This window comes from Streptomyces sp. UNOC14_S4 (assembly GCF_020740835.1).
GTDB lineage: Bacteria > Actinomycetota > Actinomycetes > Streptomycetales > Streptomycetaceae > Streptomyces.
On record NZ_JAINFC010000081.1, the window covers coordinates 1 to 20,151 of the forward strand.

At 70.1% G+C, this 20,151-nt stretch carries 14 protein-coding genes and 1 pseudogene; 10 read left to right on the forward strand and 5 right to left on the reverse strand.

What is annotated here, in order from left to right; translation table 11 throughout:
- A pseudogene (locus K6I34_RS10455) lies at positions 1-528 on the reverse strand (FUSC family protein); the annotation flags it as partial.
- A gap of 265 nt (positions 529-793) precedes the next feature.
- On the opposite strand from K6I34_RS10455, the gene K6I34_RS10460 reads away from it, so the two are divergent.
- A complete protein-coding gene (locus tag K6I34_RS10460) occupies positions 794-1,276 on the forward strand; it encodes an Lrp/AsnC family transcriptional regulator (RefSeq protein WP_229324557.1) in 483 nt (160 codons plus the stop codon).
- Between the two features lie 119 nt (positions 1,277-1,395).
- Positions 1,396-2,322: a D-alanyl-D-alanine carboxypeptidase family protein gene (locus K6I34_RS10465; protein WP_229324559.1), complete on the forward strand. Its 927-nt coding sequence runs from the start codon at positions 1,396-1,398 to the stop codon at positions 2,320-2,322.
- A 104-nt stretch (positions 2,323-2,426) separates the two neighbouring features.
- Here the strand turns inward: K6I34_RS10465 and K6I34_RS10470 are convergent, their stop codons facing one another.
- A complete protein-coding gene (locus tag K6I34_RS10470) occupies positions 2,427-2,852 on the reverse strand; it encodes a YjbQ family protein (RefSeq protein WP_229324561.1) in 426 nt (141 codons plus the stop codon).
- 201 nt (positions 2,853-3,053) lie between these two features.
- Between K6I34_RS10470 and K6I34_RS10475 the strand changes: the two genes are divergently transcribed.
- The 5 genes from K6I34_RS10475 to K6I34_RS10495 all read left to right on the forward strand — a co-directional run bounded on the left by K6I34_RS10475 (position 3,054) and on the right by K6I34_RS10495 (position 10,471).
- Positions 3,054-3,806: a (Fe-S)-binding protein gene (locus K6I34_RS10475; RefSeq protein WP_229324563.1), complete on the forward strand. Its 753-nt coding sequence runs from the start codon at positions 3,054-3,056 to the stop codon at positions 3,804-3,806.
- 104 nt (positions 3,807-3,910) lie between these two features.
- Entirely contained in the window at positions 3,911-5,356 is a 1,446-nt protein-coding gene (locus tag K6I34_RS10480) for a lactate utilization protein B (RefSeq protein WP_229324582.1), read from the forward strand.
- The gene (locus K6I34_RS10485; protein ID WP_229324565.1) at positions 5,353-6,069 is read left to right on the forward strand and encodes a lactate utilization protein C; all 717 of its coding nucleotides are present in this window, start codon (positions 5,353-5,355) and stop codon (positions 6,067-6,069) included. The genes K6I34_RS10480 and K6I34_RS10485 overlap by 4 nt, the downstream gene beginning before the upstream one ends.
- Before the next feature lie 3 nt (positions 6,070-6,072).
- Positions 6,073-9,177 (forward strand): glycoside hydrolase family 2 TIM barrel-domain containing protein, encoded by a 3,105-nt coding sequence (locus tag K6I34_RS10490; RefSeq protein ID WP_229324567.1) that lies wholly within the window; start codon positions 6,073-6,075, stop codon positions 9,175-9,177.
- A 133-nt stretch (positions 9,178-9,310) separates the two neighbouring features.
- The gene (locus tag K6I34_RS10495) at positions 9,311-10,471 is read left to right on the forward strand and encodes a CaiB/BaiF CoA-transferase family protein (protein ID WP_229324568.1); all 1,161 of its coding nucleotides are present in this window, start codon (positions 9,311-9,313) and stop codon (positions 10,469-10,471) included.
- Between the two features lie 31 nt (positions 10,472-10,502).
- Here the strand turns inward: K6I34_RS10495 and K6I34_RS10500 are convergent, their stop codons facing one another.
- Entirely contained in the window at positions 10,503-11,834 is a 1,332-nt protein-coding gene (locus K6I34_RS10500; protein WP_229324570.1) for an MFS transporter, read from the reverse strand.
- A 169-nt stretch (positions 11,835-12,003) separates the two neighbouring features.
- The gene (locus K6I34_RS10505) at positions 12,004-13,818 is read right to left on the reverse strand and encodes an ABC transporter ATP-binding protein (protein ID WP_229324572.1); all 1,815 of its coding nucleotides are present in this window, start codon (positions 13,816-13,818) and stop codon (positions 12,004-12,006) included.
- A 192-nt stretch (positions 13,819-14,010) separates the two neighbouring features.
- Here K6I34_RS10505 and K6I34_RS10510 point away from each other — a divergent pair, with 192 nt between their 5' ends.
- Complete coding sequence (locus tag K6I34_RS10510) at positions 14,011-14,451, forward strand: MarR family winged helix-turn-helix transcriptional regulator (RefSeq protein WP_229324574.1); 441 nt, start codon at positions 14,011-14,013, stop codon at positions 14,449-14,451.
- A gap of 171 nt (positions 14,452-14,622) precedes the next feature.
- Here the strand turns inward: K6I34_RS10510 and K6I34_RS10515 are convergent, their stop codons facing one another.
- Positions 14,623-16,239, reverse strand: coding sequence for a peptide-N4-asparagine amidase (locus tag K6I34_RS10515; protein WP_229324576.1), 1,617 nt, complete (start codon positions 16,237-16,239; stop codon positions 14,623-14,625).
- A 258-nt stretch (positions 16,240-16,497) separates the two neighbouring features.
- On the opposite strand from K6I34_RS10515, the gene K6I34_RS10520 reads away from it, so the two are divergent.
- A complete protein-coding gene (locus K6I34_RS10520) occupies positions 16,498-18,321 on the forward strand; it encodes an ABC transporter ATP-binding protein (RefSeq protein ID WP_229324578.1) in 1,824 nt (607 codons plus the stop codon).
- Positions 18,318-20,099, forward strand: a complete 1,782-nt coding sequence (locus K6I34_RS10525; RefSeq protein ID WP_229324580.1) for an ABC transporter ATP-binding protein — start codon at positions 18,318-18,320, stop codon at positions 20,097-20,099. The genes K6I34_RS10520 and K6I34_RS10525 overlap by 4 nt, the downstream gene beginning before the upstream one ends.
- Positions 20,100-20,151: the final 52 nt, after the last annotated feature.

The following is a 20,151-nucleotide window of genomic DNA, read 5'->3' on the forward strand; positions in this document are numbered from 1 at the left end:
GAGACAGCGCGTGGGCAAGGGGGCGGGTCCGGCGGGCGGCGGGGTGCGGCGCTCGAAGCACCAGAGCCCGAAGCGGACGAGGCCGGCGAACGTGAGCGCCATGGCCTCCGCCGCGTACAGCTGGGGCAGCTGGGCGGGCACGGCGTGCAGGAACTGCGTGGCGAAGAACATCATGAAGCCGAAGATCCCCAGCGCGTTGCCGCGGGCGCCCCAGCGCCGGGCGTAGACGCCGCAGAAGACCACCGCGAGGAAGGCCGCGTCGCGCAGCAGCGGGTGGCCGTGCAGGGAGGCCGCCAGCGCCAGCACGGGGAAGCCGACGACCGGCAGCAGGGCCGTGGTGACCGCCTGGCGCCGCGGGGTCGGGTCGGCGACGGTGAACAGCGCGAGCAGCGCCGCCAGCCCACCGGTGATGGCGGCGGGCAGCGGCAGGCCCGCGAGCTCCACCACGGCGACCGCGCCGCCGATGCCGATCACGGCACGGGTCGCGGCGCGCAGCCTGAGCCCGCCCGGATCCGGTGCCACGAACATCCTCTTCAGAGCTACCGCCCCCTTTTTCTCCCCGCAGGAGTACGCGCGTGTGCGCACGCGTACGCACACGGAATGGTTTCCGGCATGACAAAGGCGCTGCGGGGGATCCGGCAGCGGCTTCCTTGCCGCCCAGCGCAGCCCAGCAACGCCATCGATATTCAAAAGGAAAACATCCGGAGCTCAATGGCTCAACAGCATCCAGAAATTCTGGGCCATTGGTACAGTTACCGACCGGAAATATCGACCAGAGGGAGGCCGTTGGCCCATGGCCGTGGACACACTGGATGCGAAGATCCTGCGGCTGCTGCTGGAGCAGCCGCGGACGAGCGTGCGGGAGTACGCGCGCGTGCTGGGCATCGCGCGGGGCACGCTCCAGGCACGGCTCGACCGGCTGGAGCGCGACGGAGTGATCACCGGCACCGGGCCACGGCTCTCCCCCGCCGCGCTGGGGCACCCGGTGCTGGCCTTCGTCCACATCGAGGTCACGCAGGGGTACCTGGATCCGGTGGCCGAGGCACTGGCGGAGGTACCGGAGATCCTGGAGGCCTTCTCGATCACCGGCGGCGGCGATCTGATGGCCCGGGTCGCCGCCAGGGACGCCGCGCATCTGGAGGACGTGATCCAGTTGCTGGTCCAGCTCCCAGGGGTGGTGCGCACGCGCACGGAGATGGTGCTCCGGGAGCGAGTCCCGTACCGGATGGTGCCCCTGGTGGACGCTGTGGGCCGGGCGGCCGCGCAGCGCCCCTGAGGCGACTCCGGGCGCCAGTGACGCGACTTCGTCTCGATTGAGCCCCGGCCTCACCCCGCGTGGAATCGAGGTGCGATTATCTGCTCGCTCTACTCAACACGCGAGAAACAGAGGCATAGATGGGGCGATGCGGAGCAAGACCGGCGCGCCGCTACGGCGCAGCACTGGTCGCGTCGGCCGCGGCGGTGGCCGTCACACTCCCGGCGTCGACCGCGGAGGCCGCGAGCGGCCCCGAGGTCACCGGCGCCAAGGGCGCGTTCCTGCTCGACAGCGGCAGCAACCGCCGGCTGTGGAGCAAGGACGCCGACACCAGACGGCAGATGGCCAGCACCACCAAGGTCATGACCGCGACGGTGGTCCTGGACACACCTGGGGTCGACCTCGACAAGCAGGTCACCGTCAAGCAGTCCTACCGTGACTACGTGGCGCGGAACGGCGCGAGCACCGCCGATCTGCGCACGGGCGACAAGGTGACCGTACGGCAGTTGCTGTACGGCCTGCTGCTGCCCTCGGGGTGCGACGCGGCGTACGCGCTCGCCGACGCCTTCGGGAACGGCAGCACCGAGGCGCAACGCACGGCCTCGTTCATCGGCAAGATGAACAAGAGGGCGTCGGACCTGGGCATGAAGAACACCAGGTACGACTCCTTCGACGGCATATCCCATGCGGGCGCCAACTACACGACACCCCGTGACTCGGCGGAGCTCGCACGGCACGCGCTCGAGAACAACACGTTCGCCACGGTCGTCAGGACGGCCAACACCCAGCAGAAGGCCGCGAACGTCCATCGCACCTACTACTGGGACAACACCAACAAGCTGCTCGGCTCCTACAAGGGCGCGATCGGCATCAAGACGGGTACCGGCACCGTGGCCGGCCCGTGTCTCGTGTTCGCCGCGAAGCGTGACGGGCGGACCGTGGTGGGGGTCATCCTCAATGACGCCGCGAACCGGTACCCGGACGCTGTGAAGATGCTGGACTGGGCCTACCGGACCAAGAGCGACGTCAAGCTCCGTCGGCTCCCGGCGTCGGCCCAGCAGGACTGAGCCGCGCCCGCCCAGACGACACGGACGAGCCCCCGGGCTCGCGTCGATGCCCTACCAGGGATACCTGGTAGGGCCATTGTTCAGTCGTTCGACTGTTCGGCTGTTCAGCCGAGGAAGGACAAGCGGACCTTCCGCTCGGGATTGTCCACATTCGTGTCGACCAGCACGACCGACTGCCAGGTCCCCAGCTCCAGCTCGCCTCCGACCACGGGCAGCGTGGCGTGCGGCGGAACCAGCGCGGGGAGGACGTGGTCCCTGCCGTGCCCCGGGGTGCCGTGGCGGTGCCGCCAGCGGTCGTCGGCCGGGAGCAGGTCGCCGAGCGCTGCCAGAAGGTCATGGTCACTGCCCGCGCCCGTCTCGATGACGGCGAGTCCGGCCGTCGCATGGGGAGTGAAGACATTCAGCAGACCGTCGCGCCCTGCCGCGACGTCCCGGAGGAACGCGGCGCACTCCTCCGTCAGGTCGTACACGGTCTGCGTGGAACCGGTCGTGATGTCGATGATGCGGGTAGTGAAGGTGTTGTCAGCCATGTTCCCCATTCAATCGGATGGCCTGAGGGGGACAGGGCAGCGTGGCGCGGCGGGAGTGCGGTGACGGAACGGAATCCGGTCCTTCACAGCGACCGGTCGCTGGGGCAGTATGAGGCGCCAGGTGATCAACCTGGCGCGGGCCGACAGGACCGATGGGTCCGGGCAGTCCGCGGCAGGCGGCCGGACGTCCAGGAGGGTGCCATGCGCGTGGGCCTGTTCGTCACCTGCGTCAATGACACGCTCTATCCACGCACAGGACAGGCGGTCGTCACCCTGCTGGAACGCCTCGGCGTGCGGGTCGGTTTCCCCATGGACCAGAGCTGCTGCGGACAGCCCCTGTTCAACACGGGATACCGCCACGGGACCGAGCCCCTCGTGCTCCGCTACGCCCGCGCGTTCCGCGACTACGACCACGTCGTCACCCCGTCCGGCTCCTGTGTCGCCATGGTGCGCGAGAGCTACCCGCGGATCGCGGCGAAGGCCGCCGCCGAAGGCCGGGCCGGTCCCCTCGCCGAAGCGGCTTCCAGCGCGGCGGCGAAGACCTATGAGCTGACCGAGTTCCTCGTCGACGTCCTCGGCGTGACCGACGTCGGCGCGTACTTCCCGCACACCGTCACCTACCACCCCACGTGCCACGGCCTTCGCGCCCTGGGCCTCGGCGACCGCCCCCGCAGACTGCTGGAACAGGTCAAAGGACTCGAACTGCGGGAACTGGCAGGAGCCGAGGAGTGCTGTGGCTTCGGCGGCACCTTCGCGGTCAAGAACCCCGCCGTGTCGAGCGTCATGGGCCAGGACAAGGCACGCGCCATCACCGCGACGGGCGCCCATCGCGTCTGCACGGTCGACAACTCCTGTCTGATGCACATCGGCGGCATCCTCTCCCGTGAAGGGTCTCCCGTACGGCCCGTCCACATCGCGGAGATACTCGCCGCCACGGAAGGCGGTGCCCGGTGACCGGCAGTCACGACCGGCAGCCGATGCCCAAGGCCACGGCCGACGCCACGGCGCCCCCTCCCGGCGGACGCCGGACCCGCTCCCCCGGCGGCACCTACCTCGGCATGCCCTCCTTTCCCCAGGCCGCCGCCCTGTCGACACAGGACGGCCGACTGCGCGCCAACCTTCGCCACGCGACCCACACCATCCGTGCCAAGCGCGCCCAGGCCGTCGCCGAACTCGACGGCTGGGACCGGCTCCGCCGGGCCGGAGCGGCCATCAAGGACCGCACCCTGCGCCACCTCGACCACTACCTCCTGCAACTGGAGGAGTCCGTCACCCGCGCGGGCGGGACGGTCCATTGGGCGGCCGACGCCGCCGAGGCGAACCGCATCGTCACCGACCTCGTCCGGGCCACGGGCGAGACCGAGGTGGTGAAGGTCAAGTCCATGGCCACCCAGGAGATTGGACTCAACGAGGCGCTCGCCCGGGCGGGCATCCACGCCTACGAGACCGACCTGGCCGAGCTGATCGTCCAGCTCGGCGGTGACCTCCCCTCCCACATCCTGGTCCCCGCGATCCACCGCAACCGCGGCGAGATCCGCGACATCTTCCGCGAGCACATGGCGCACTGGGGACGCCCGGCCCCGGAAGGGCTCAGCGACCGCCCCGCGGACCTCGCCGAAGCGGCACGTCTGCACCTGCGGGAGAAATTCCTGCGCGCCAAGGTCGCCGTCTCGGGCGCGAACTTCATGGTCGCCGAGTCCGGCACCCTCGTCGTGGTCGAGTCCGAAGGCAACGGCAGGATGTGCCTCACTCTCCCGGAGACGCTGATCTCGGTCGTCGGCATCGAGAAGACCGTGCCGACCTGGCAGGACCTCGAGGTCTTCCTCCAACTGCTGCCCCGCTCCTCGACGGCCGAGCGGATGAACCCGTACACGTCCATGTGGACGGGCACCTCCGACGACGGACCGCGCTCCTTCCACCTGGTGCTGCTCGACAACGGCCGTACGGACACCCTCGCCGACCAGGTGGGCCGCCAGGCGCTGCGCTGCATCCGTTGTTCGGCCTGTCTCAACGTCTGCCCCGTGTACGAGCGGGCCGGCGGCCATGCGTACGGATCGCCGTACCCGGGACCCATCGGCGCGATCCTCACTCCGCAGCTGCGCGGCGTCGCATCACCGCTGGAGGAGTCCCTGCCGTACGCGTCCTCGCTGTGCGGCGCCTGCTTCGAGGTGTGCCCGGTCGCCATCGACATCCCGGAAGTCCTCGTGCACCTGAGGGAACGGGTCGCAGAAGGCGGCCCGGCCACCCTCCGCGGCACGCGGACCGTCATCAAACCGGCCAGGAAGCACACGGCCGAGCGCGCGGTGATGCGTGCGACCGGCTGGACGTTGGACCACCCGGGCGTGCTGCGCCGCGGCCAGCGGCTCCTGTCGCGCACCCGTCGGCTCCACCCGAGGCGACTGCCGGGCCCGGGCCGCGCCTGGACCGACACCCGTGAGCTGCCGATCGTACCGGCCGAGCCCTTCCGCGACTGGTGGGCCCGCACCCGAGGAGGCACGGCATGAGCACCCGCGGAGCACGGGAACAGATCCTCGCGCGCGTACGGCGTGCCCTGGCCGACGTGCCCCGCGCAGAACGCCCGGACGACGTCCCCGTGCCCCGCGACTATCTGCCCACGCATGGACAGCGGTCGCACGCCGCGTCCGTCGACCTCCTCGCCCGGAACCTGACGGACTATCGGGCCCGGGTCCACCGTACGGAGGCGGCCGGGCTGCCCGCGTTGCTGTCCCGGCTGCTGAGCGAGCGGGGCGCCCGCCGTGTGGTCGTGCCGCCCGGGCTGCCGCGGCACTGGCTCGCCGACGCGCCGGTGGAGGCCGTGGCCGACTCCGCGTCCGCCGCACTGACACCACACGAACTGGACACCATGGACAGCGTCGTCACGGGCTGCGCGCTCGCGATCGCCGAGACCGGCACCGTCGTCCTCGACGGCGGCCCGGACCAGGGGCGCCGCGGCATCACGCTCGTACCCGACCATCACCTGTGCGTGGTCCGCACCGCGGACCAGGTCGTCGGCTCCGTTCCACAGGCCCTCGCCCGCCTGGAGCCCGCCCGTCCGTCGACCTGGATCTCGGGCCCGTCCGCGACCAGCGACATCGAGCTGGAGCGGGTGGAGGGAGTACACGGCCCGCGCACCCTGGAAGTGATCCTCGTGGCAGGCGATCCACGCTCCGCCTCCACGGCTTCCCTCGACGTGCCTCCTCTCGACGTTCGGAGCTGACGCATGCGCGCACCACAACCGGAGCCCCGGGACGCCGTCGTCACCGGGTCCTCTCCCGAGGTGTTCCAGCTGAACCGGGAGCCCGCCCGTGCCCGGCTCGTCCCCTTCCCCGACCTCCCGTCCGCGCTGTCCTCCCGTCCCGCCGACTCCCCCTGTCAGCTCTCGCTCAGCGGCGAGTGGCGCTTCGCCTGGTCCAGGAATCCGGCCGAACGGCCCGTCGGCTTCCACGCCCCGGACTTCGACGACACCGGCTGGGACCACATCACCGTTCCCGGCAACTGGGAGACACAGGGGCATCCCGAGCCCACCTACTTCAACGTCCGCTATCCATGGACCGGCCATGAGCAGCCCGCTCCTCCGCACGCGCCCACGGGTTTCAATCCGGTCGGCTCCTACCGCCGCACCTTCACCGTCCCCCACGCATGGGCCGGGCGACGCACCCTGATCTGCTTCCAGGGCGTCAAATCCGCCTTCTTCGTCTGGCTCAACGGCGAGTTCGTCGGCTACAGCGAGGACAGCTACTCCCCGGCCGAGTTCGACCTCACCCCCTATCTGCACACGGGGGACACCGCCCGGGAGAACACCCTCGCGGTCGAGGTCTACCGCTGGTCCACCGGCAGCTGGCTGGAGGACCAGGACATGATCGACCTGTCCGGGATCTTCCGTGACGTCCAGCTCTGGTCCGTGCCCGAGGTCCATGTGCACGACGTGTTCGTCCACACCGACCTCGATCCCGACTTCCGTGACGCGGACCTCGTCGTCCAGGCGGTACTGCGGACCGGCCCGGCGCGCCGGGCCGCCGACCACCTGATCCACGTCACCCTCCACGACAGCTGCGGCACGCCCGTCGTCTCGGGATCGGCCACGGCACAGTTCGACGCCTCCGGGAAGGCGATGGCAGAGATCACCACCCATGTGCCACACCCCTCCCTGTGGTCCGCGGAAGCTCCGCACCTCTACGACCTCACGATCGAGCTGACCGATGCCGACGGCAGCACACTCGAGGTCCAGCGCACCCGTGTCGGATTCCGCACGATCTCCTGCGGCCGGGGGAAACTCACCATCAACGGCAGGACGCTCGTCTTCCGTGGGGTCAACCGGCACGAATTCGATCCCGATCACGGGCAGGCCGTCCCCCTGCACCGCATGGTGCAGGACATCCGCATCATGAAGCAGCACAACATCAACGCGGTGCGCACCTCCCACTACCCCAACGACCCTCGCTGGCTCGATCTGTGCGACGAGTTCGGCCTCTATGTGATCGACGAGGCCAATCTGGAGACGCACGAGATCCGGGACACCCTGCCTGCGGACCGCCCCGAGTGGGCCGCCGCCTGCCTGGACCGGGTCCGCAGCCTCGTCGAGCGGGACAAGAACCACCCTTGCGTCGTGGTCTGGTCCCTGGGCAACGAGGCGGGACGGGGCAGCATCTTCCAGGAGATGGCCGACTGGGTCCACGACCGTGATCCGTCCCGCCCTGTCCACTACGAGGGCATGAACGAGGTCGCCGACATCGAATCGGAGATGTACACGCCGCCGGAAACCGTCGCGGCACACGGGACTTCGCGCGACCCCAAGCCGTACATACTGTGCGAGTACGCGCACTCGATGGGCAACAGCACGGGGAACCTCCAGGAGTACTGGGACGTCATCGACGCCCACCCACGGCTCCATGGCGGATTCATCTGGGACTTCGCCGATCAGGCGCTCCGCCGCCCCCTTCCCGACGGCCGCGACGGCACCTACCTGTCCTACGGCGGTGACTGGCGGCCCGGACAGCTCTCGGACGGCAACTTCTGCTGCAACGGACTCGTCGACGCCGACCGCAACCCCCGACCGGCCATGCGTGAGGTCAAGAAGGTCTACCAGACAGTCCGCGTGTCCGCCGAGGATCTCACCGCCGGGGCCTTGCGGATCGACAACCGTCAGCTCTTCACCGGGCTCCAGGCGTACGACGTACTGTGGGAGGTCACCTGTGACGGGGTGCACGTGCAGCACGGCAACCTTGCCGCGCCTGACGCGGGGCCGGGTGGGACGGCACTCCTGCACCTGCCGTTGAAGCCACCGGACCAGCCGACGCCCGGCGCCGAGTACTGGCTGAACATCGCCTTCGCCCTGCGCGAGGCCACGCCCTGGGCGGACGCGGGCCACGTGGTCGCCGCCGAGCAGTTCGCTCTCCCCTGGCGCACTCCGGTGCACCCCGCCGCTCGTGAAGCTCCGCTTCCGGCGCTCACCGTCGCGCGGACCGCCCAGGAGATCACGGTCAGCGGCGAGCAGTTCCACCTCGTTCTGGACAGGAGCACCGGCACACTCAGCACCTACCGTCACCGTGGCCGAGCGCTGCTGACGGCCGGCCCCGTGCCCAATTTCTGGCGCGCTCCTACTGACAACGACATCGGACGCGGGGCCCACCTCTCGTCGCGCACTTGGCGTGACGCGGGGGCCGGACGCACCGTCACCGGGATCGAGGTCGCACAAGGGACGCCGGAGGAAGTCGTCCTCACGGTCACCACGGCTCTGCCCACCGAGCCCGCCGTCTCCCACTGGACGACCGTCTTCACGGTGCGCGGTGATGGCGAGGTCCACGTCCGTCATGCCCTGAAGCCCGGGGCGGGTCTGCCGGATCTGCCTCTGGTGGGGGCCTTGCTGACCGTACCTGCCGACTACAGGGCCGTCAGTTGGTACGGGCGGGGGCCGCAGGAGAACTATCGGGACCGGTGTGCCGGGGCCTTCGTCGGGCGCTACAGCTCCTCTCTGGACCTCCCTGCCATGCCGTACGCACGTCCTCAACAGACGGGCAATGTGACGGGAGTCCGCAGCGTCACGCTCACAGGGCGGGACGGAGTCGGGCTTTCCGTCCTGGCCGAACCGGGGGACGAGTCCGGCCTGCTGGAGATGAGCGCTCTGCGCTGGGCACCCTGGGATCTCGACGGGCCCCGGCACCCGCACCAGCTCGAGCCACGCGGCGAGGCATTCCTGGGGATCAATCACCGGCAGATGGGCGTGGGCGGCAACGACTCCTGGGGAGCGGCTCCGCTGGAGCCTTATCTGCTGCGTGCCGATCGCGAGTACGGCTACTCCTACCGGCTGCGGCCCACCGCCCCGTAGCCGTCTACCAAGAGTTCCCCCGGCACTGCGGTCCTTGTCGATGTCCATGATGCGAGGCTAGGCAGGGAGCGGCCGGAGCGGAGCGGCTTGTCCACAGGGCCGGTCATACAATCCCATCAAGAGGGGAGTTGCAGTGAAACTGCCTCTGCAGGGCATCACCGTCGTCGCCCTGGAACAAGCCGTGGCCGCGCCGTTCGCGACGCGTCAGCTGGCGGACCTCGGCGCACGAGTGATCAAGATCGAGCGACCGGGCCGCGGGGATTTCGCCCGCGAATACGACCAGCGGGCCAACGGCCTCTCGGCGTACTTCGTCTGGGTCAACCGGGGCAAGGAGAGCGTGGTCCTCGATCTCAGGGAGGCACCGGACCGCGCCCTGCTGGACCGGATGCTCGCCCGCGCCGATGTGTTCATACAGAATCTCGGGCCCGGCGCGGCCGTACGGCTCGGTCTTGCCGGCGGGGTGTTGCGCGCCGGACACCCTCGTCTGATCACCTGTGACGTCTCCGGTTACGGGAGCGTGGGCCCGTACCGTGACAAGAAGGCGTACGACCTGTTGGTGCAGTGCGAGGCCGGGCTGGTGTCGATCACCGGAACTCCCGACTCCCCCGCCAGGCCCGGGATTTCCATAGCCGACATCGCGGGCGGCATGTACGCCTACTCCGGCATTCTGAGCGCGTTGTACGAGCGTGAACGCACCGGTGAGGGCTCGGAGCTGTCCGTATCGCTCTTCGATGCCCTCGCGGAGTGGATGGGGCAACCGTACTTCGCCGAGGCATACGGTGGGGTGCCCCTCTCCCGGAGCGGGGCGCGGCACCCGACCATCTCCCCTTATGGGCATTACCGTTGCGGTGACGGGGCTCTGGTGTTTCTCAGTGTACAGAACGACCGCGAGTGGGTCGCCTTGTGCGAGAAGGTGCTGGAGCAGCCCGGGCTGGCGCGTGACCGCCGTTTCGCGGACATCCCCTCGCGCAGGGCTCATGACGAGGAATTGACATCCGTGATCGAGGATCAATTCCGGCTGCACACCGCCGACGATGTTCTCGTCTTGCTGGAAGCCGCGGGGATCGCTCATGCGCGGTTGCGCACGGTCGCCGAATTCGCGGACCATCCACAGTTGGCGGCACGCGACCGGTGGCGCGATTTCGAGACGCCGGTCGGTCCGCTGCGCGGGCTGCTCCCACCGGTCGAGGTGACCGGACGGGAGGCAGCGATGGGGGCGGTTCCGGCGCTCGGCGCCCATACGGCAGCGATCCGTGCGGAATTCCCGGAGGACGGCCCTGACGGGGATGCGTGACCTGGCGGGGATGCCTGCGACCTGGCGGGGCTCAGCGGTCGAGCGGTTTGTCGGAGGTCTCCGGAAGGGCCACGTAGACACAGGCGGACACCAGGCAGAGGCTGGCCACATACCAGGGAAAACCTCCCGCGTGGCCTGCCTGCTTGAACCACGTTCCGACGTAGGGAGCCGTGCCGCCGAACAGGGCCACGGTCAACGAGTACGGGAACCCGATTCCTGCCGCCCTGACGCGAGCCGGGAACACCTCGGCATTCACCGCGGCGGCGACGGAGGTGTAGCCCGTGAGCGGCACCATTCCGGCGCATTGCGCCAGCAGCAGTGAGGTGAAGGAACCACTGATCGCGTGCAGCAGGGGCACGGCGAGAGCTGCGAACCCCACGGCGAAGCCGATCAGCAGGGGCTTGCGTCCGATGCGGTCCGACAGAAGACCGCCCAAAGGCTGGAGTACCGCAAAGAAAGCCAGGGATATCGTCCCGGCGAGCAATGCGTCGCTCTTGCCGAATCCGGCGTTCACCTGGGCGTACGTCGGCAGATAGGTGGTCCATGTGTAGTAGGCGATCGTGCCGCCGGCAGTGATGCCGCAGATCAGCAGGGACTCCCTGGGGTGCCGACGCAGGCCGTCGAGCAGCGCGGGCCGCGCCGCCTTCCGCTGCGCCACCTCATGTGTCTCGTCCGCGCCCTGCCGGATCCAGAAACCGACCAGACTCATGGCGGCGCCGAACAGGAACGGGATCCGCCAGCCCCAGAGGTCCATCTGCCCTTCCGTCAGCAGACGGGTCAGAAGAACCGCGCTGCCGGAGGCGAGAAGCTGTCCGATGGTGGTGGAGACGTATTGAAAGCTGGAGAAGAGCCCTCTCCGGCCGGGGCCCGCCGACTCGATCAGGAACGTCGTCGAAGCGGCGAATTCCCCGCCGACCGAGAGCCCCTGGACAAGGCGAGCGACGACGAGCACCCCGGGGGCGAGGACACCCGCGGAGGCGTAGGTGGGAGTGAGCGCCACCAGCAGGCTGCCACCGCCCATGAGCAGGATCGTGGTGGTGAGCGCGGCCTTGCGGCCGCGCCGGTCCGCGACCGCGCCCATCAGGAGTCCGCCAACCGGGCGCATGAAGAAGCCGACGGCGAATACCGCAAACGTGGAGAGCAAGGGGACCAGGGAGTTCCCGGAGCCCTTGGGGAAGATCTGGTCGGCGACATAGGTCGCGAGGAACGAGTAGGCGTACCAGTCGTACCACTCCGCGGCGTTGCCGATGGACGCCGCGGCGAGCTGACGGACGGAGGATCGGGGCGCCTCCTCCGTCGTTCTCGGCTTCGAGAGCCCGACGGTCTCGCTACCGTCGGCCGACAGGGACTTGGATTTCGTCATGATCCCCTGAATCCCCCCACCAGCCACATCGCACACCCGTCCGATATCGCTTCATGAAACCGCAACATCGTCGCAGCCATGCCCCCCGTCGCTCCGTTCCGGGATTCCCCTCCTCGGACACCCGGCGTGAGATCGGACGCTCGGCATGAGATCAGCCGCCACCATGGGATCAGACGCTCGCCACGACATGGGCGTCACGCCGGACGAGCGCGGCGTAGTGACCGTCACCGTCCAGGAGCTCCTGGTGTGTACCGCGCTCGGCGACACGTCCCCGGTCGAGGACGACGATCTGATCGGCGTCGCGGATGGTGGAGAGCCTGTGCGCGATGGTGATGGTCGTCCTCCCCTCGGACAGCGCGTCGATGGCCTGCTGGACCGCGTGTTCCGTGCGGGTGTCCAGGGCGCTCGTCGCTTCGTCCAGGATGAGGACGGGTGGGTCGCGCAGGATGGTCCTGGCAATGGCCAGCCGCTGTTTCTCCCCTCCGGAGAAGCGATAGCCGCGTTCTCCGACGAGGGTGTCGTAGCCGTCGGGCAGAGAGGCGATGTGGTCGTGGATCTGCGCGGCTTCGGCCGCCGCCATGATCTCCTCGTCGGTGGCGTCGGGCTTGGCGAACCTCAGGTTGTCGGCGACGGAGGCGTGGAAGAGGTAGGTCTCCTGGGAGACCACGCCGACCGCACGGGCCAGCGTGTCGAAGTCGAGGTCGCGGACGTCGACTCCGTCGATCAGCACGCGCCCGCCGACGACGTCGTACAGCCGGGGGACCAGGTAACTCAGAGTGCTCTTGCCCGATCCGGTCGGACCGACGACGGCCAGGCTGCCCCCGGCGGGGACCGTGAGATCGACGTCGCTGAGCACCGCCCTCGGTTGTCCGTCGGAGCCCTGGGCACCGTAGGCGAAGGTGACGTTCTCGAAGCGGACATCACCGCGCACGCGCTCCAGCCGTACCGGCCGCTCCGGCTCGGCGATCTCCACCGGCAGATCGAGGTACTCGAAGATCCGCTGGAAGAGGGCGACGGAGGTCTGCATCTGGACGCCCGTGGCGAGCAGACTGATCGCGGGCCGGAAGAGCGCCTGCTGGAGGGAGACGAAGGCGACGAGCGTACCGAGGGAGACGCCAGGACCGCCCACGTGCAGCGCGATGCCTGCCGCCCAATAGATGAGAGCGGGCATGGCCGCCATGACAACTCCGATGGTGGACATCCGCCACCGACCGGCCATGTCGGACCGGACTTCCAGCCCCACGAGGCGCTCGGACTCCTTGGTGAACGCCTCGGTGAGGGAATCGGAGCGCCCCATGGTGCGGCCGAGGAGGATGCCGCTCACCGAGAGGGACTCGGTGACCATGGCCGCCATCGCCGCCATCTGCTTCTGGCGCTGGGAAGTGATCTTCTTGCGTTCCTGGCCGACACGGCGGCTGATCCATACGAACACCGGGAGCAGGAGCAGCGACACCGCTGTCAGCCGCCAGTCCAGGGCCAGCATGGCCACCACGGTCGCGACCACACCGGTGAGGTTGGACACCAGCGACGTGGCGGTCGAGGTCACGGTGGCCTGCATGCCGCCGATGTCATTGGCGATGCGCGACTGCACCTCGCCGGTGCGGGTCCGGGTGAAGAAGGCGAGCGGCATGCGTTGCAGCCGGTCGTAGACAGCGGCGCGCAGGTCGTGCATGACGCGCTGGCCGACGGTGGTGGAAATGAGCGTCTGCAGCACGCCGAAGACGCCGTTCACGACGGCGGCCGCGATCATGCCGAGTGCCAGCAGGCTCAGCAGGCCGGTGCGGCCCTGCGGGATGGCCGTGTCAAGGATCTCGCGCAGCAGGAACGGCGACGCGACGGAGACGAGCGAAGACGCGGCGACGAGAAGGCCGACGAGGGCGAGCCTGCCACGGTAGGGGCGGAAGAGCCGGAGGATACGACGCACTTGCGCGGGCTGCTCCGGGTCTGCGGGAGGGGGTGTCCAGTCGGGTCGGTCGTGATGCATGGGCTCCTGATTCTCTGATCGCGAAACGTGTACGGACAAACGTGTGCGGATGAGGAAGAGCGTGCGGAGAAAGCGCAGGCGCTGCACAGCCGAGGCCGCCGCCCTGATCGGCGACGGAGCCGGGGGCCGCATAGCGAGCATAGCTCATTGTTACCTACGCTCACAATGCACTGGGTCCTGTAACCTATGATCATGACCGCCCCCGACGCCTCCGGGCAGCTCACCGAGCAGCTGATGCGCCTCGCCCGCAGGATCAACCGCGTGCAGAAGCTCTATCTGGACCCGGTCGGCATCACCCCCGCCCAGGCCCGGCTGCTGCGCACCGTCGCGCACTACGAGGAACCGCCCCGCATGGCCGACCTCGCCCAGCGGCTCGAGGTCGTACCGCGGGCCGTGACCACGCTCGTCGACGCCCTGGAGGAGAACGGCTCGGTGCGCCGGATGCAGGATCCGGCCAACCGCCGGGTCATCCGGATCGAGCTCACGGACCACGGCCGTGCCACGCTCCGGACTCTGCGGGAATCCCGGCGAGCCGCCGTCGAGGACATCCTCGCCCCGCTCTCCACCGAGCAGCGGGCTCTGCTCGGCAGCCTGCTCACCGAGCTCCTCAACGGCCAGGACCGCCCCTGCTGAGGCGCCCTGCTGAGGCGCACTCCGCCGGACCCGCCCTGCTGAGCCGCGCTCCGGCAGGACCGGCCCGGCCGGGAAGCTCTCCGACGGCGGCCGACGGCGGGATGGGCCTTGAGGGCCGATGGCCCTCAAGGCCCGGCCAGGTCCCGGCCGGCTCCGGATCGGCCTTCGCCGTCAGCAGCGCCGGCTGTCCTCCGTCAGCTCTCCCTGCGCGGTGCCCAGGGTCCGGTCGTAGCAGCTACCGGGTCCGTACAGGCGATACCGCTCGCGCGAGACGCCCGTGGCGTGCCGTTGGTCGCGGGGCACGTTCTGGTTGTACGCGGCGTCCCCCGTATAGGTGTCGTCGAGGCTCGACCAGCCCCACCGCCTGCCGTCGCGCAGGGTGACACTGTCCGAACGGTCGCCCATCGTCATCACGGTTCGCAGCCGGTCCCCGGTCGAGACGGTCGTCGCACCGTCCATGGTGTACGTCCGGTGGGTGGCAGTGGTGCCGGACGGCCCCCTTCCCGCGACAGTGACGCTCTCGTCGTCGTTCCAGCGGGCCTGGAGCGCGTCCGTGGTCTCCCCGTCGTTCCACCGGTGAGTGGATGTGTTCGCGACGTGGCGGGTGACCGTCGTCGTCACCCGGCCGTGCGAGGTGTCGACGTAGCCCGCGACGGTCAGGGAGTGTCCGCCGTCGGCCCGCAGCCGGCGCTCGGTACCGGGCTCGTACGTGGTGACGTTGCGGGGCTCACCGGCGCGGTGGGTCAGCAGGCCGCCCGTCACCACGGGCGACTTGGCGTCCTGCCAGACGAGGATGTTGGTGGGCGTGCTCCAGCCGGACTGCCCCTCGGGCAGGCCGGTGACCGACACCGCGATCCGATGCGGCCTGCCGTCGTCGAGCAGGCCCGCGAACGGCGTGAGGTCGTATTCGATCGGTCGCACGTCGAAGGCGCGGGGGCCGGGGATCGTGTACCACAGGAACGGGTTGGACCAACCGCCGGTCCAGACGGTCGGGAAAGGCGCGGCGATCCCCGCGATGCGGCCGTCCACCGAGATCTGGACCTCCCGGTAGGGCCCGTCCTTCGCTTTGCAGGAGTACGGAGCCGAGTCCGGCACGGTGAGGTACCAGAACTCCTCGCAGCCGCCGCCCGATCCGGTCGCGTAGACCTCCGCGACGATCCGTTCGCTGTTGCGCGGTGTCGTCAACTGCCCCTCGTAGGTGGAGCCCACGCTGCGTGCCCCGTCCAGGGTGAGGACCTTGTCCGGGGCGGGCGCCGGCTTCACCGGTCCTTCGGCCGCGTAGAACGTGAGGGTCGCCTTGACCTTGATGACTCCGGTGTACGTGCTGTCCACGGTGTTGCCGATCAGCATCTCGACGGGCTGTTCGGTGCGCAGCGTGGCGGCGTAGCGGGTGACGTCCTTCTCCACGTTCCAGGTGATGCCCTTGGGCGAGGGTTCGGGGGTGGAGGTGCGCAGGACCTCGACGCCGCCGATGTGCAGGTAGCCCAGGCGGTCGAACTGCCGCCCGGCGACGGCTCCTTCGATCCGCAGGACCACCTTGTTCCATCGGTCGCCACAGCCTTGAGGAGGCGCGTACGTGCCCCTGTAGGGCGTGTAGTCGCGGAATTCGGTGTCGGCGACGGTGACGCGGCAGGAGGGGGTGTGCGGGGTGGCTATCGGCGGTCCGGCGGTGACCGGGTCGTGCCATTGGGTGCCGAATTCGGTCGGCGGCGTCGCGGCGGTGGCCGGGCTCAGGCCCAGCAGCAGGCCGACGGCCGCGGCACACAGGGTGAGAAGCAGTCGTCTCATGAGGCAGGAGTGAAGCGCGCCGCAGCGCGCCGCGCCAGAGCTCCTTTGGCCTGATGCGCCATCCGCGCTCGGTCCGGTGCGTCACCCATGTCCGGTGCGTCACCCGAGTCCGGCGCAATGCCTCACTTGCGTTCGATCCGACGCACATCTCCGTTCGGCGTGATGTGACGTTCCCGGGAAAAACCAGTTGAACGCGGCGCTCCGGTGGCGCGAGTCTTGCACCGCTCCCTCATCACCCGCCCCGGACTCTGGGATGCCATGCAGATTCAGGATCTCCCGTTCGCCGATCCCGGCCGCCCCGACGTGCGGTCGGGTCCGCGTCTGATGCTCTGGCTGGGACGGAACCAGCTCGGAGGCCAGGTCAAGGCCCTGCTGTGGGGCGTCGTGCACATGGTCTCGGTGGCGTCGCTGCCGGTCGCCCTGGGGGCCGCCCTCCAGGCGGTCGTGGACCGCTCGGGGGGCCGGCTGGCGCTGGCCGGTGGCCTGATGGCGCTGCTCGGTGTGCTCATCGCCGTGGGCGACACGATGCTGCACCGGGCGGCCACCACCAACTGGATCACCGCCGCGGCCCGGTTGCAGCAGCTCCTGGCGCGGAAGACGGCCGAGTTGGGGGCCACGCTGACCCGGCAGGTCGCGGCGGGTGAGGTGACCGCGGTGTCGACCGGGGACGTCGAGAAGATCGGCTGGTTCGTGGAGGCTCTGTCGCGCTTCGGCTCGGCGGCGTTCACCACGGCGGTGGTGTCCGTGGCCCTGGTGGTCTACCAGCCGGCCCTGGGCATCGTGATCGCGCTCGGCGTGCCCGTACTGGTGCTGGCCGTGCTGCCGTTGCTGCCGCCCGCGACGAAGCGGGCCGACGCGCAGCGGGAGAAGGCCGGGCGGGCCACGGAGCTGGCCTCGGACACCGTGGCGGGGCTGCGCGTGCTGCGGGGCATCGGAGGCGAGGAGCTCTTCCTGACCCGCTATCGCAGCGCGTCGCAGGAGGTCCGCCGAGCCGCTGTGCACAGTGCCCGCATGTGGGCCCTGATCGCCGCGGTTCAGGTGCTGCTGCCGGGGATCCTGCTGATCGCGGTGGTCTGGTACGGGGTCGGCCTGGTCCGGGACGGCCGGATCGGGGTCGGCGAACTCGTCACCGTCTACAGCATGGTCACGTTTCTGCTGTTCCCTCTGCGCCAGTTCGAGGAGATCGCCATGGCGTACTCCTTCTCACGGCCGTCGGCGGCCCGTGCGGCCCGGGTGCTGGCCCTGACGCGTTCGGGGCCGACCGTGGAGACCACCGGTACCAGCCGTACCGGCCCACAGTTGTCCGGTGACCTGTACGACCCCGCCAGCGGTCTGCTCGCGTCCGCCGGCCGGCTGACCGCGGTGGTCTGCGGTGACCCGGACGCCGCCGGGGAACTGGCCGACCGGTTGGGCGGGCATGCGGCGGGCAGTGGCTCGGGGACGCCTTCGGCGCGGCTGGGCGGTGCGGCACTGGACGCGCTTCCGCTCGGCGCGGCCCGCGCCGCGGTGCTCGTCCAGGACAAGGATCCGGTCCTGCTGTCCGGAACGCTCACGGAGTTGCTGGATGTGCCGTCCTCCGGAGCCGTGGACATCGACGCGGCGCTGGCGGCGGCGCAGTGCGGGGACGTCCTGGACGCGCTTGCACGGGCATCGGCCGACGGGTCGGGGAACCCCATGCGCGCCCGGATCACCGAACGCGGCCGCTCGCTGTCCGGTGGGCAGCGTCAGCGCCTGGCGCTGGCGCGGTCGCTGGTGACCGACCCGGAGGTGCTGGTGCTCGACGAACCCACCTCGGCTGTGGACTCCCACACCGAGGCGCGTATCGCGGAAGGGCTGCGAGACCTGCGGCAGGGCCGCACCACAGTCGTGTTCTCGTCCAGCCCTCTGCTGCTCGACCGGGCCGACCGTGTGGCGTTCGTGCAGCAGGGCCGCGTGGCAGCGGTGGGTACGCATCGTGAGCTGCTGCGGGACGCCTTGTACCGCGCGGTCGTCACGCGGGAACCGGACACGGGGACCGACGTGGAGCTGGAGACGGAGCTCACCGAGCTCAAGAGGAGCGAGCACGTGGAGGAGTCGGCATGATCGGCATCGCGCCGCCCGAGCACGACCCGGCGGCGCCGGAGTCGGCGACCACTCTGCCCGTCGCCGCACCGGCGACCGTACGGGCCTACGTACGCGGCTTGTTCCGCCGGCACCGGAAGGCCTTCGCCCTCCTGGTGGTGGCGAACGCGCTGGCCGTGGCGGCGTCCATGGTCGGCCCGTACCTGCTCGGCGGTCTGGTCGAGGACCTGTCGTCGGGCACGCGGGACATCCATCTGGGGCGCACGATCTCCCTGTTCGCGGTCGCGCTGGCGGCACAGACCGTGTTCGTGCGCATGGTGCGGCTGCGCGGTGCGGTGCTCGGCGAGGAGATGCTGGCGGACCTGCGCGAGGACTTCCTCGTCCGGTCGGTGGCCCTGCCCCCGGGCGTGCTGGAGCGGGCGGGAACCGGCGATCTGCTGTCCCGGATCACCACGGACGTCGACCGGCTGGCGGAAGCCATGCGCGAGGCGGTGCCGGAGCTGGCGATCGGCGTCGTCTGGGCCGGGCTGCTGCTGGGCGCGCTGACGGTGACGGCCCCGCCCCTGGCCCTGTGCATCCTCGTCGCGCTCCCGGTGCTGGTGGCGGGCTGCCGCTGGTACTTCCGGCGGGCACCGGGCGCCTACCGGTCCGAGGCCGCGGGGTACGCGGCGGTGGCGGCCTCCCTGACGGAGACCGTCGACGCGGGGCGCACTGTCGAGGCGCACCGGCTGGGACGGCGCCGGGTCGCCCTGTCGGACCGGCGGATCGCCGAGTGGACCCAGTGGGAGCGCTACACGCTGTGGCTGCGCTCGGTGCTCTTCCCGGTCGTCAATGTGACCCATCTGCTGGTCTTCGGCTCGGTGCTGATCATCGGAGGTGTCTTCGTCCTCCAGGGGTGGATCTCGGTCGGCCGACTGACGACCGGGGCGCTCTTCGCCCAGATGCTCACCGAACCGGTCGGGCTGATCCTGCGCTGGTACGACGAGCTCCAGGTCGCCCAAGTGTCACTGGCCCGGCTGGTGGGCGTCCGGGACATCGAGCCCGACGGCGGGGACGGGAGCGAGGGCCCTCGGGGCCGGAGCGTCCGGGCGGACGAGGTCCGGTTCGGCTACCGGCCGGGCAGTGACGTGCTGCACGGCGTCTCGCTCGAGGTCAGTCCCGGGAGCCGGGTCGCCCTCGTCGGGCCGTCCGGTGCGGGCAAGTCCACGCTGGGGCGGCTGCTGGCGGGCGTCTACGCGCCGCGCTCGGGCGCGGTGACTCTCGGCGGCGTCGAGCTGTCCAGGATGTCCACGGAGCGGGTGCGGCAGCACGTGGCCCTGGTCAACCAGGAGCACCACGTCTTCGTGGGGACGCTGCGCGACAATCTCCTCCTCGCCCGCACCACCGCCGGTGACGCGGAGCTCTGGTCGGCGCTCGCGGCCGTGGACGCCGACGGCTGGGCCAGGGCCCTGGAGAACGGACTGGACACGGAGGTCGGCTCCGGCGGGCTCTCCCTCACCCCCGCGCAGGCCCAGCAGGTCGCCCTGGCACGGCTGGTCCTCGCCGACCCGCACACCTTGGTGCTGGACGAGGCGACCTCGCTGCTGGACCCGCGGGCGGCGCGGCATCTCGAACGCTCACTGGCGCGTGTCCTGGAGGGACGCACGGTCGTGGCCATCGCGCACCGGCTGCACACCGCTCACGACGCGGACGTGATCGCGGTCGCGGAGGACGGCCGGATCACCGAGTTGGGCAGCCACGACGAATTGGTGGCGGCGGACGGTGCCTACGCGGCGCTGTGGCGCTCCTGGCACCAGTAGGAGCCGCGTCGCGCACAGCCGGGACGACGAGGACGCCGGGGCAGATCTGCCC

What these genes read in the sequence shown, in the direction of transcription:
- K6I34_RS10460 (WP_229324557.1), top strand. Translation starts at nt 794, where the DNA reads ATGGCCGTGGACACACTGGATGCGAAGATCCTGCGGCTGCTGCTGGAG.
- K6I34_RS10505 (WP_229324572.1), bottom strand. Translation starts at nt 13,818, where the DNA reads ATGCATCACGACCGACCCGACTGGACACCCCCTCCCGCAGACCCGGAG.
- K6I34_RS10470 (WP_229324561.1), bottom strand. Translation starts at nt 2,852, where the DNA reads ATGGCTGACAACACCTTCACTACCCGCATCATCGACATCACGACCGGT.
- K6I34_RS10500 (WP_229324570.1), bottom strand. Translation starts at nt 11,834, where the DNA reads ATGACGAAATCCAAGTCCCTGTCGGCCGACGGTAGCGAGACCGTCGGG.
- K6I34_RS10465 (WP_229324559.1), top strand. Translation starts at nt 1,396, where the DNA reads ATGGGGCGATGCGGAGCAAGACCGGCGCGCCGCTACGGCGCAGCACTG.
- K6I34_RS10520 (WP_229324578.1), top strand. Translation starts at nt 16,498, where the DNA reads ATGCAGATTCAGGATCTCCCGTTCGCCGATCCCGGCCGCCCCGACGTG.
- K6I34_RS10480 (WP_229324582.1), top strand. Translation starts at nt 3,911, where the DNA reads ATGCCCTCCTTTCCCCAGGCCGCCGCCCTGTCGACACAGGACGGCCGA.
- K6I34_RS10525 (WP_229324580.1), top strand. Translation starts at nt 18,318, where the DNA reads ATGATCGGCATCGCGCCGCCCGAGCACGACCCGGCGGCGCCGGAGTCG.
- K6I34_RS10515 (WP_229324576.1), bottom strand. Translation starts at nt 16,239, where the DNA reads ATGAGACGACTGCTTCTCACCCTGTGTGCCGCGGCCGTCGGCCTGCTG.
- K6I34_RS10510 (WP_229324574.1), top strand. Translation starts at nt 14,011, where the DNA reads ATGACCGCCCCCGACGCCTCCGGGCAGCTCACCGAGCAGCTGATGCGC.
- K6I34_RS10485 (WP_229324565.1), top strand. Translation starts at nt 5,353, where the DNA reads ATGAGCACCCGCGGAGCACGGGAACAGATCCTCGCGCGCGTACGGCGT.
- K6I34_RS10490 (WP_229324567.1), top strand. Translation starts at nt 6,073, where the DNA reads ATGCGCGCACCACAACCGGAGCCCCGGGACGCCGTCGTCACCGGGTCC.
- K6I34_RS10475 (WP_229324563.1), top strand. Translation starts at nt 3,054, where the DNA reads ATGCGCGTGGGCCTGTTCGTCACCTGCGTCAATGACACGCTCTATCCA.